Here is a 12,178-nt window from a genome sequence, read left to right as displayed (position 1 = left end):
CAACAATAGACGGCAGAAGGAATCTTGTGGAAACCCGGATGAAAAAATGCTATACTTAAAGCTACCATCTTTAATATTCCTTTTATTAATGGAGGTACCATTTTGGAAAACAGTACAGAACTGCGCAAGGTCGTTTACAACGTCCTGCTTACCCAGATTCAGTTTGGCACATATCGTTACGGGGAAAAGCTCCCCAACATAGAAGAGACCAGCTCCCTGCTCTGCGTATCGGTCGATACGGCCCGCGCCGCATATCTTAAGCTCAGAGACGGGGGTTATATTACTCTGTCAAAGAACGTGGGGGCCACTGTCAGCGTTAAACTCAGTACCCAGGAAACGGAACAGTTTGTCCAGATCTTTTTTTCCATGCGCAAACATGCAATATTTGACCTGGCGGCCTCTATGTTCCCTCTGTTTGGCAATGTGCAGTGGAATGGGCTGAAAAATGCGTCATCAGAGACACTGCAGGCGATGGACCGGCTTTCCCGCGAAGTCAGCACGTCGGCTCCTTATGCTATACTGACGAATATCAATCAAAAGTACAGCGCCCTCGGGAACGCCCTCCTTATGCGTCTCGTCTGGCAGAGCTCTATGTTTTTACACGTTCCTATATTCAGTTTCACAGATAATCTGCAGTATTTTGAGCCGTCTGCTGATTATCTTCCTGCAGTTATGACCCTCTGCCGGAACAAAGACTGGCCCTCACTGCGCGCTGAGGTGGAACGGACAATGAAGCGGTTATCTTTTGCTTTGAACCGGTTCTACGAGACGAGGATCACTGCGCCGCCCGCAGAGGAAGAGATTACATTTGCCTGGAGTTCTTACAGGAAAAACCAGCAGCTCTGTTATTCATTTGCCATGGAGCTGCTCCTCTCGATCAGCCAAGGCAAATATCCTGTCGGAAGCCTGCTCCCATCCCAAAAGGAACTGGCGGCCCGGAAAGGCATTTCCTTGAGCACGGTCCGCAGAGCGTTTGATCTTCTTTACAGCGTCGGGGCGATAAAGTCCGCGAAATATGTAGGTACAAAAATACTTCCGTTTGATAAAACCACAGAAAACAGTGATTTCACCAACCCTGTTCTGCGCCGGCGGCTTATTGATATGACAGAGAGCCTTCAGATACTTGCGCTGTCCTGCCGTGAGGTATCCCTGCTCACGCTTTCTTCTCTCGACGGGGCTTCCGTCAGACAACTGCTCCGGGAACTGGATTCAAACAGAAAACGGCAGCGCGGCGAAACTTTATCCTATTTCATACTGAAGTCGATCGCAGAGCTTGCTCCTTTACAGACCATTAGAACCGTTTACTCCGAGCTGCTGCTTCAATTCTTTTGGGCCTATGCTCTGCGCGGAATGGAAGGAAGCCAGGAATACATCAACCGCATTTACGCTCCTTATTTCGACGCTTTGGCCGAGGCGCTGCAGAAAGAGGATTATTTGCGTTTCTCCGCAGCGCTTGAAGAACTTATCATCTATGAACTCCGCAGTACCGTGAATTATTTGTCGCAGCTTGGCTTTCCGGAAATGGAAAACATTCTGATTCCGGACGAAAACAGGAACTGAATATGAATCAATACGTAACATTACTCGAAAACACAGAATTGTTCAGCGGAATTAACGCGCAGGAAATTGATGCCATGCTGGGCTGTCTGTCGGCCAAAACAAAAACTTACAATAAAAACTGCTATATACTACGCGCAGGGGCCTGCGTGCATTCTATCGGTATGGTATTGTCCGGCTCCGTTTTGATCGTAAAGGAAGATTTCTGGGGGGACCGCTCCATTATTTCTGAAATACTGCCCGGAGCTATATTTGCTGAAGCTTATGCCTGTCTGTCCCAAATGCCGTTAGAGGCAAGTGTTGTGGCCAACACCGATACAGAGGTCATGTTTTTCGACGTCAGAAAGCTTTTGACCGTCTGCACTTCTGCCTGTTCATTTCACACGAGGATCATACAGAATCTGCTGTCCGCTGTCTCGGCAAAAAATGTGGAACTGACCAGGAAGATAGAACATTTGACAAAGCGCACGATCCGCGGCAGACTTTTGTCCTATCTCTCGGCTGAATCGCTCAAATGCGGCCGCTCAACCTTTGAGATCCCCTTTAACCGCCAGCAGCTGGCCGAATACCTGTCTGTGGACCGCAGCGCCCTCTCCGGCGAGATCAGCAAACTGAAGGCAGAGAACATCATCGCCTGTAAAAAAAATACATTCACGGTATATAAAAATATCCCCTGATACAGAAATGATCCTGCCTCTGTATCAGGGGATATCTTACGATATGCTTAAGAAACAATAATATTGTAAACTGCTGTCCTGTCTCTGTTCCGGATCATATTACTTCGTCCTGCCCATAACTTCTTTTAACGTCTCCCGCAGCATCTCTACATCGACCGGCTTTGCCACGTGGGCGTTCATACCGGACTCACCGGCAGCCTTTACATCTTCCGAAAAGGCATTGGCCGTCATGGCAATGATAGGGATCACCGCCGCATCATCCCGGTCCGTCTGCCGTATGGCGCGCGCCGCCTCATATCCATTCATCTCCGGCATCTGTATATCCATAAGCACTGCATCATAAGTCCCGGGGGCAGCGTCAAGGAACGCCTGCACCGCCTGACGGCCATTCTCCCTGACGACTGTTTCCGCCCCGTACATGGACAGCAGTTCACAGAGAATCTCTGCGTTTATCTCATTGTCTTCAGCCACAAGAAACAGCCGTCCTTCAAACAGCTTGTCATCCGAAGCATCCGCGCCCGGCGCTTTTCGTTCTGCTTTCCGGTCTGCTTCCGCCTCTTTGGCAGACTCACATTCCAGTTCGACCTGAAAACAGCTGCCCTCACCCGGCGTACTCTGTACGGATATCTCACCTCCCATGAGATCCACAAGACCTTTTGTAATACTAAGGCCCAGTCCGGTGCCTTCAATACGCTGCGTGCCCGCGCTCCGGGCAAAGGGATCAAAGATATGCTCCAGAAATTCCTCCGTCATTCCGATCCCTGTGTCGCTGACCGTAAACCGGTAGCGCAGCCACCCTGCCTGTCTGACGGACGGTATCTCTTCTGCGGCGAACATGACGCTTCCGCCTTCCCTCGTGTACTTCACCGCATTGCTCAGAATGTTGATGAGAATCTGGTCAATGCGCAGTGCGTCGCCGTAAAAATAATTGTGGCGGATCCCCTCTGTCCTTATGTCAAACCGGATACCGGCCTCCCCTGCCTGAGGGGCAATGATCGCAGACAGCTTCTCCAGCATATCCGGAAGATAGATCTCCATCCGGTTCAGCGATATCTGTGCACTTTCAATCTTACTCATGTCCAGAATATCATTGATAAGACTCAAAAGATGTCTTGAAGAAATAGATATTTTATTCAGGCAGTCCGCCACACGCCCCGAATCTCCGAGATGCGCCACCGCCAGTGTGGTCATTCCGATGATGGCGTTCATCGGTGTCCGTATATCGTGGCTCATGGTGGACAGAAAATCGCTCTTTGCCCGGTTCGCCTCTTCCGCAAGCACGAGGGCATTCTCCAGCGCCTTTTTATTCTTCCGCTCAGCCGCCAGCATATCTGTCACATCCGCCTGGACGAGGCAGACGGTACTGTGGTTTATATCACCCCACATGACATTGATCTGCTTATAGCGTTCACCGCCGTCCTGCCTGTACGGAAACAAAAAGTCGTATCCGTTCGGCTTCTCTTCCAGCTTCTTCTTCATCGTCTCCGTACGGAAGCAGTTGTATAATTCTTCCTCACCCTCCTGCAGCCCGTATCTTTTTACGAACTGCAGAAGCGCAGAAGAGTAATCCGCCACAAAGTGAGGCTGCAGATTCTCAAGCACAGTTTCCCTCGTATACATCGTAAAGCTTCCGGTTCCTATGTCAATAAAACCGGCAAGCTCAAATGTATATGCGATCACGCGGAGCATCGCCTGCTGCTCACGGACCGACTCTGTTATATCCGCCCTGGAAAGCGATACTCTGCCAATGCGCAGGTCAACGGCCGATACAGTCATCGTCTTTGTACGGATATCTCCGTTCTCTTCCGCAACAGAGTAGGCAAATGTATAGGAACGCCCCTTTCCAAGCCTCTTTAACATGACTGCAGTATCCAGGTTCCGTCTGAAACGCTCCCTGTCTTTTGGCACCACTCTGTTTTGGAGCATTTCTTCTGTCCACTTTGAATGACAGCCTTCCCCGGGCGGAACACTGCTTGCGTCTTCGCTGCATGACAGAATCACATATCTGTCCTCTGTCACATCCAGGTCCGCAATAAAATCATACCCCGACGCAGAGAGCTGATACATGATACGGTCTCTCACTGTCTCCTGCGTACTGTCGGTCACTGTGAGCACACCGGTTATATCCCCGCTGTCCGGCGTAGCGACAAGATTCATCTTAAACCGGACATACCGGCCTTTCTCTTCATGCGGAAGCTTTACGAAGCAATCCATCTTCTGCTCTGTCTCCCCCCGTTCAAAAGCCTCCAGCGAAGGTCTGTTCAGATATGTGCCGTAAAACTGCTTCCTTTCCTCCTCATCTACGATGAAACTCCCGACTCCGGTAAAAAATTCTTCCCTTACAGCGCCGAAGGTGCCAAGTATATCCAGCCCCGTATAGTCATCTATCTCCAGGATCTCATTCTGTGTGATATTACAGTGTCCGAGGATAAGGGTGTCCGCTCCCGGCGTATGGTAATGCTTCATGAGCATCTCCTGATACTGGCGGCGCATCTGTTCCTGTTCCTTAAGTATCTTTGTCATATCCTGGTATACTGTGTAGATACGCCTCTCGCCCCCTTCATTCTCTATGAGGGAGAGGGTATTTTTTACCCATACATAGCCGCTGCCCTTTTTCAGCCGGTATATGATCTCCCAGCTGCTGGCGCCTGAGGCAATATATTCATTCATCTGTTCTTTTACGTAGGCGCAGTCATCCGGATGTATACCGGCCATGGCATCCTCTCTGTACAGCTGCCATGCCTCATCCGTTGTCATGCCTGTCATGGCGGCAAAACCATCCGACAGAAACTCCGGCGTCATGCTGCCGTCTTTTTCATAATGGACAACGACCACTCCTCCCGGCAGATTACTGAGTACGGTCTGGAAATACTGTTCCAGGCGTTCTTTTTCCTTCCGGGTCCTGACCTCTTCCGTCGTATCGCGGACAAACTTCACATAAGCAGGTATTCCGTTCCAGTCTGTCTCACGGAAACGTGTGCTGTAATACCTGCCCGAACCGGGAACGGCCATATCATGTTCCTCTCCGTCCGGTTCATACTTCCCAAGAGTACAGAATTCACACGCCTTCTCCCGGCCGTGAAGCGCCTCGTAACATTTCTGCCCGATGCAGTCGTTTTTCCCGGCAAAAAGGTCTTTTGCCTCATTTACATACAACAACTCATACGTCTCTTTGCTTATGACATAGATGCCGTCCGCCGTCTCATTGGCCATCTCCTGGAAGATCCGGGTCTCTGCGGACATACCTGTAAACACCGCATAAAACCGCATCACTTCGGCGAGCGGTCCCATACGCCTGCCGTTGAGATGGACCCATATGAGATTGCCGTCTTTATGCCGCATACGGTAGGAGACATCCAGCACTTCACCGCTTATGAGAGCGGAGGCGGCCGCCTCCAGCACACGCTGCCTGTCCTGCTCATATATGACATTCAGCGCATTATCCTGTATGATATCCTCATACTCTTCCCTCGTATGCCCTGACAGTTCTAAAACGCCGTTGGAGTAGAAGGTTGGGACAAACCGATTATCCACTACTTGGTAGCTGGCGATCCCTCCGGGTATGGAATTGACGATATGGCTCATTTCCAGCTGTGCTTCCTTGATATCCGATATGTTGTGAAAGACACAGTGAAGCAGAGGACATCCGTCCTCCTCCCCGATCCATTTGATCTGGACACGTACCCACACGATATGCCCGTCCCTGTGCTGCTTGCGGAACTCGAAGCTCGTCAGTCCGCGGGTCTCTATGACCTCCCTGGCTTTTGACACTACCATGTCCTTGTCTTCCCGGTAAGTCATGTCGGCGGCATCACCTTTCACCAGCTCTTTATACTCCTCCACCGAATATCCGGACAATTCAGGCACCCCGTCAGAGAAATAGACGGTCTCAAATATGTCGGATACTTTATAGATCGCCACGCCGCCGGGGATCGCATTGATGATATCCTGCATCTTATCGTTGGAAGCCTTAAGCTCTTCTTCTAGCGCTCTGAAATGTTCCTCTTCCCTTTTCTTATCCGTTATGTCCACTATGTATTCTATCTGCGCAGGCTGCCCCGCCCAGTCGATATTTCTGCCGCTGAACTGATAGATGCGGTCATCCATGGAACAGTGGAATTCTCTCACACTGAATCCGGATTCGTTCATATCCTCTGTGCAGCAGAACGGGCACAACTCCCCACCGCTCTCCGGCTTCTGCCAGAACAGCTCTTCTGCCAGACGGTTAGCGTAGAGCAGCCTGCCGCCGCTGGCCGCCCTTACAAATACAGCTACAGGTGCATTGTCCAGCGCTGCCGCCTGCTGATCCATAGAAAGAATGTCCTTCCGCATCTGTTCAGTCCTCCTTCATCGTACTATTATTTATCGTTTATGACCTCATCTATATTGTCTGCCGTCACGATATAATGAGGTATGCGCACATATCTGCCGTTCAGATACTCGACCTGTCCTTTTGGATTTTCATCCTGTGCACAGTAACAGGCTATCTCTACCATACATTCCGCCTGTTTTTGCGCGACATTCATCACCGTGCCTATCATTTCCCCCTTCACGATCTTTTCCAGTCCGTCACGCGTCCCGTCTATCCCTACGACGATCGGGCCGCTGCTCCCGGTCATGCCGTTTTCTTCCAGCGCCTCGACTGCCCCCATCGCCATCTCATCATTATTGCTGATAACAGCTTCTATCCTGTCCCCATATTCTTTTATCCATTCCTGCATCAGCTCATACGCCGGAGAGCGCATCCAGTTGCCTGTCCCGCTGGCCAGCTTCTCTGTCGGAATCCCCTCCTTCAGGATTGTCTTGACTGAATACTCTGTCCGTATGAGAGAATCCTGATGGACCTGTTCTCCCTCCAGCATCACATACTGCAGCTTCCCGTCTCCGTTCTTATCGATCTGCTCCGGCGCGGCCTTAAAGGCATCTGCTACGATCTGGCCCTCCAGCTCTCCCGCTTCCTTTGCGTCCGTTCCGACATAATATGTCTGATCCCATATGCCCATATCCTCCTCCACCGGTTCCCGGTTAAAAAAGATGATCGGAATGCCCGCTTCCTTCGCCTTATCTACGATCACTGCCGCCGCGGTACGGTCTACCATATTTACACAGATGACATCATACCCCTTACTGATAAAATCGTCCACCTGATCGTTCTGACTTCCCTGGCTATTTTTGGCGTCAGCGATATTGACGATGATCTTCCGGTCCAGCTCCTCTTCCTTTTCCTTCACAGCCTCTTCCATCGAAGAACTTACCGAGGAGATAAACACGTCGTCTCCTCTGTAAATAGCCACCCCTATCTTGATCGTATCTTTCTTATCACGTTCCGCGTTTTGTGCACACCCTGCAACAGTCAGCGTCAAAAGCCCTGCAAGGCACACTCCCGCCATTGTGAATCTCAAACTTTTCATACTTTTTGCCCTTTTCCTTTACTGAACAAACGGAAACAAAAGTCTCTGGTTCTTCGTTGTGTAGATATTATCCCTCTCTATGATCGAATAGTCTATGTTTTTGTCTTCCTGGCGATCTCCCTTTATGCCGCTGACAGCCTTCATTACGCCGAGATATCCCGTGCTGTATTCATTCGGTACTCCGATCGCCTGTATCATCTCTTCCTCCAGATAAGAGATGATCTGGTTTGATTTGCCGAAGCCATATATTTTTGTATGAGATAATGCTGTGTTTTCTTTCTTTAACTTACCGCACAACTCCAGCTGCATTGTCCCGAATACGGCGACCGCGTCTGCATCTGTCGTTTTCAGCGCCCCGGGCACCATCCCTGCCCCTCCGGCCTCCCTGGCGCTCAGAGTCGTCTCTTTTATGCCGACGCCTGCGCGCTCCAGATATTCTTTTACTCCGCGGTATGTCTCATATACATCCGTATACTCCATCTCCGATTTTACGAGCAGGACTTGTTTTGCCGCGCCCATATCTTTTACGATCTTCTGCGCGAGTTCTTTTCCCATTTTATAGTTGTCAATATGGACAGAGGGCATGCTTCCCCCGTCGGACTCAAACCATGTATTCACCTGTATCACAGGTATTTTTTTCTGTACACCCGCCAGCCCGTCCGCAGCCTCCTCACTGTTTAACGGTTCAATGAGTACGGCGTCCGCGCCGTTTTTCACCTCTCTGCTGACAAGCTCCAGCTGCTCTGTGGGGCTGATGGCCGGCTCAAATGCCACTGCGGTCACTTCACATTTATAATCTTTGGCTGCCTGTTCGATCCCCTGCCTGACAGCCTGCTGACTCTCCTCTATGGAACTGTTTCTGTAGATATATGATATCTGGTATATATGGTTTTCATCATTCCGGATGGAATTGTTCCAGCCAAAGATAAAGGCAGTGAAGAGCATGACGGCGGCTGCGGCTAACAATATATATCGTTTCCTTCTGTCCACTTTAATCCCCCCTGCCTATTTCCAGTTTATCTATGGTCGTTGCGGGCAGCCGTATCCTCACTGTAGTTCCCTCGTCCGGCTCACTTTCTACATCAAGGCCGTACTGCTGTCCGAAGTAAAGACGGATCCTCTCCCTGACATTTTGAAATCCTATTCCCGAACCCTTGCCCTTGCTCGATCTCAATGTGCCGTTCTGCAGTTCCTCCACCTGCGCTTCTGTCATACCGGGGCCGTTATCCTCTATCTCTATGTATAAGGTGTCCTCTTTCCGGTAAGCCCGGATATATATTCTTCCGTCTCCGTCCATATATTCCATACCGTGATAAATAGAATTTTCGATCAGCGGCTGAATGATCAGTTTTATTGTAGCACATTGCGCGCAGTTTTTCTCCATACTTATATCATAATCAAACTTGTTCTTATAGCGCACTTTCTGTATGATAAGGTAATTCTCCGCATGCTGCAGCTCCTGCTCGACAGTTATGATATTCTTCCCCTTGCTCAGACTGATGCGGAACAGCCTTGCAAGAGCTGTTACCATATCGATCGCGCCTTCATATCTCTCATTTTCGATCATCCATATAATGGAATCAAGCGTATTGTACAAAAAATGAGGATTGATCTGGGACTGAAGAGCGGACATCTCGCTTTTCCGCTTATCTTCCTGTCCCTTTACAATATCATCCATCAGCTTTTTCATATTGTCCGCCATGGACTGCAGCGTCTTGCCGAGATGTCTGATCTCATATGTTCCCCCGATCTTCACCTTCGCGTTCAGATTGTTCCGCTCCAGCTTACGGACCGAGCGTTCCAGCTGCTTTATCGGATTCGCCACCCTGGAAGATATGACCATATTTACGAAGACGAGGATGATGACACCGATCAGCGCTACGATCCAGATGAACTGGCTGTTTTGCATATACTGGGAGGTGATGTCCGCCGTAGGAGATACCCCGATGATCTTCCAGCCGGTATATCCCACCGTCTTGACCGTGATCTGGCGCTCCTTTCCCTGAAACGTCTCGATATGGCTCCCCTCCGAATACTGTGCCGCCTTTTTGTTGTTCTCGCTCGTAATACCTCCGTATATGAGCTGCTGCTTCGGATGGTAGATAAGCTCCCCGCTGCGGTCTACGATATATACGTACCCAGATTCGCCAAGATCGACATTTTTACAGATCTGTTCTATTCCTGTAAAGTTCATATTTACAAGTACGACGCCGTGTACGATCTCTCCGTCCTTCGTCATCTCTACGGAACGGCTCAGTGATACGACCCAGTGATAAATATTATCGGAATTGATGAACAGGTTCTCCACATGAGGGGTTGAAAAGTGGACATTCTCGATCTGCTTGTTCGCCCGGATAAACCATTCCGCGGTGACCGGGTCCACATTCTGTTTTGTCCGGCTCAGCGGCTGCGCCGCTATGAGCTCTCCCTCGTCGCTGAATATAGCTATGCTGACGAGAGAGGTCGCGTTGGCCTCATACAGAAGCTTCATCTGACTTCCGACATAGGACGCACTGTCCTTACCAAAGTCCACATTTTTGATGATGCTGTAATAAAGAGTGTTGGATATACTCATCATGTTGTGCAGGTAATTGTCCAGATTCAGGTTCATCTGGTCAAGCACATTCTTATTATTGCTGATCGCCAGCCGTTCCGTCGACTTTACGAAACGCTGTGAAAAGCCTGCCGCAACGCCTATCATGACCGCGACTGAAACGAGCGTAAACGAAATAGACAGTATAAACTGCAGGCTTCTCTTCTGGTATATTGATTTCACTCTTTCAAATAACTTATAAATTTTATCAGTCATAATCTCTTTTTCAGTCCTGTTCTTCCAGCCGTTTCCTGTATTTAGACGGAGACATCCCCACATGCTTTTTAAATGCATAACTGAAATAATTTGGTTCCGCATAGCCTGACTTGGCAGCGATCATGTATGTTTTGTCATCTGTCGTGTCGAGAAGCTTCATGGCATGTTCCATGCGCATATCCGTGAGATAGGATATAAAGTTTACTCCGGTCTCCTTTTTAAATATCGTAGAAAAATAAGCCGGGCTTATATGAAGGTTGTCACAGAGCGATTCCACCGACAGTTCCGCATCTGTGTAATTTTCTTCCACATACTGCTTTGCTTTCTCAATGAGCTTTTCCCCCGTATCTGTCCTTTCTTTCTGTATGAGCCGGCTCACCCTGCCGCAGGTCGTGATGAACCAGTTCTTGATCTCCTCCAGGGAATGAAGGCCTAGCACGGCAGATATGTAATTTGTCTCCCCGTCAAACACTGCTTTTGTATCAAGCTGATAGACATTAACGAGCTTCATGATCACTGTAAATATCTCCATGATATACATCTGATACTGGTAAAACGGCAGGCTCGCCTGCTCAAGCCTCGCAAAGAACCGCTCGATCTGGCTGCGCACCTTGTCACAATTGTTGCCTTTGATCGCATTCAGAAGCAGCCTCTCATCTTGTTCTTCCAGCTGGAGTCTGGATGTCGTATCCTCCGGCTCCACATCCTTTATGTACGCTGCAAGCCGTCCTTCTTTCCGGAGCAGCGTGCTGTATTCCAGCGCGTTTTCCGCCTCTTTGAAGGAATATTTAAGCTCCTCCCACCGTGTATAGATACCGCCGATCCCGGCAGTGACATCTGAAGAAGTAATACGGCAGCCTTCCCGGCAGGCCTCGTTGACCTCCTGGCACAAAAGTGATATCTGCGATTCCCACTCCAGCGCAACCACAAGCACGATATAATTGGAATAAAAAAAGCTGTGCAGTTCATGGTATTTTCCCACGATATCTTCCGCCGTCTTCCTGACAGCGATCGGAATAAGTTCTTCACTTCCCGCAAAGTCGTTTTTTCTGCCGCCGGGAAATGAGTTGTCGCCTGCCGACAGCACTGCCACTACTTTATAGCGGGACACAAAAGACAGTTTATACTGATTCAGCCACTGTTCGATCTGCCTCGGAAGCATACGTCCTTCTATCACACTGACAAAAAACTGTTCCTTCAGTATCGGGAAGCTGTCTTCATAGCTTCTTCGGAGCAGGTCGATATTTCTCTTCTGCTCCAGTTCTTCGTCCATCTTGCTCTTCAGCCTGACAAGGGACTGCTCCAGCTGTCTGGCCGAAACAGGCTTTAATATATATTCTTCCACCCCGAGGTTGATCGCCTTCTGAGCATATTCAAAATCGTCAAAGCCCGAAAATACGATTATTTTCACAGCCGGGCGCAGCTCGATCACCTTCCCGATAAACTCCAGTCCGTCCATAAACGGCATGCGGATATCAGTCATGATCACGTCCGGCTGGACCTGTTCCGCCTTTTCCAGCGCCTCAACACCGTTCTCCGCGGCGGCTGCCACGTCATACCCAAGCTTGTGCCAGTCCAGTTTTTGAATCATTCCGTCACGAATCTCCAATTCGTCATCCACTAATAATATCTTGTAATACTCCATCATTTCCTCCCCGGTATGTTGATATTAATGATAAATGCTTCAAAAACTGCTATAACAAACTAAGTTTATTATAGCAGTT

Annotated in this window: 7 protein-coding genes; 2 read left to right on the top strand and 5 right to left on the bottom strand. The window is 49.4% G+C overall.

The genetic code is table 11. The features are described 5' to 3' along the window. Positions 1-102: 102 nt before the first annotated feature. Both LAJLEIBI_RS05580 and LAJLEIBI_RS05575 read left to right on the top strand, forming a co-directional pair. Positions 103-1,560 carry a GntR family transcriptional regulator gene (locus LAJLEIBI_RS05580; RefSeq protein WP_006441949.1) on the top strand — a complete coding sequence of 486 codons (1,458 nt, stop codon included), beginning with the start codon at positions 103-105 and terminating at the stop codon, positions 1,558-1,560. Between the two features lie 2 nt (positions 1,561-1,562). Next, positions 1,563-2,234 carry a Crp/Fnr family transcriptional regulator gene (locus LAJLEIBI_RS05575; RefSeq protein WP_006441948.1) on the top strand — a complete coding sequence of 224 codons (672 nt, stop codon included), beginning with the start codon at positions 1,563-1,565 and terminating at the stop codon, positions 2,232-2,234. Between the two features lie 99 nt (positions 2,235-2,333). On the opposite strand, the gene LAJLEIBI_RS05570 is transcribed toward LAJLEIBI_RS05575, so the two are convergent. From LAJLEIBI_RS05570 to LAJLEIBI_RS05550, 5 genes are read right to left on the bottom strand one after another with little or no spacing between them, the layout of a single operon-like run. Beyond that, the gene (locus LAJLEIBI_RS05570; RefSeq protein WP_006441947.1) at positions 2,334-6,566 is read right to left on the bottom strand and encodes a PAS domain-containing protein; all 4,233 of its coding nucleotides are present in this window, start codon (positions 6,564-6,566) and stop codon (positions 2,334-2,336) included. A gap of 26 nt (positions 6,567-6,592) precedes the next feature. Beyond that, positions 6,593-7,645 carry a galactose ABC transporter substrate-binding protein gene (locus LAJLEIBI_RS05565; protein ID WP_149301901.1) on the bottom strand — a complete coding sequence of 351 codons (1,053 nt, stop codon included), beginning with the start codon at positions 7,643-7,645 and terminating at the stop codon, positions 6,593-6,595. 18 nt (positions 7,646-7,663) lie between these two features. Then, complete coding sequence (locus LAJLEIBI_RS05560; protein ID WP_242654897.1) at positions 7,664-8,635, bottom strand: substrate-binding domain-containing protein; 972 nt, start codon at positions 8,633-8,635, stop codon at positions 7,664-7,666. 1 nt (position 8,636) lies between these two features. Further along, complete coding sequence (locus tag LAJLEIBI_RS05555) at positions 8,637-10,454, bottom strand: sensor histidine kinase (RefSeq protein ID WP_149301900.1); 1,818 nt, start codon at positions 10,452-10,454, stop codon at positions 8,637-8,639. A gap of 10 nt (positions 10,455-10,464) precedes the next feature. Further along, entirely contained in the window at positions 10,465-12,102 is a 1,638-nt protein-coding gene (locus LAJLEIBI_RS05550) for a response regulator transcription factor (RefSeq protein WP_006441943.1), read from the bottom strand. Between the last annotated feature and the right edge of the window lie 76 nt (positions 12,103-12,178).

The sequence above is a fragment of the [Clostridium] hylemonae DSM 15053 genome, assembly GCF_008281175.1.
GTDB classification, from domain to species: domain Bacteria; phylum Bacillota; class Clostridia; order Lachnospirales; family Lachnospiraceae; genus Extibacter; species Extibacter hylemonae.
This window is presented reverse-complemented; position numbering and strand designations above follow the sequence as displayed.

What these genes read in the sequence shown, in the direction of transcription:
- LAJLEIBI_RS05550 (WP_006441943.1), bottom strand. Translation starts at nt 12,102, where the DNA reads ATGATGGAGTATTACAAGATATTATTAGTGGATGACGAATTGGAGATT.
- LAJLEIBI_RS05575 (WP_006441948.1), top strand. Translation starts at nt 1,563, where the DNA reads ATGAATCAATACGTAACATTACTCGAAAACACAGAATTGTTCAGCGGA.
- LAJLEIBI_RS05570 (WP_006441947.1), bottom strand. Translation starts at nt 6,566, where the DNA reads ATGCGGAAGGACATTCTTTCTATGGATCAGCAGGCGGCAGCGCTGGAC.
- LAJLEIBI_RS05555 (WP_149301900.1), bottom strand. Translation starts at nt 10,454, where the DNA reads ATGACTGATAAAATTTATAAGTTATTTGAAAGAGTGAAATCAATATAC.
- LAJLEIBI_RS05565 (WP_149301901.1), bottom strand. Translation starts at nt 7,645, where the DNA reads ATGAAAAGTTTGAGATTCACAATGGCGGGAGTGTGCCTTGCAGGGCTT.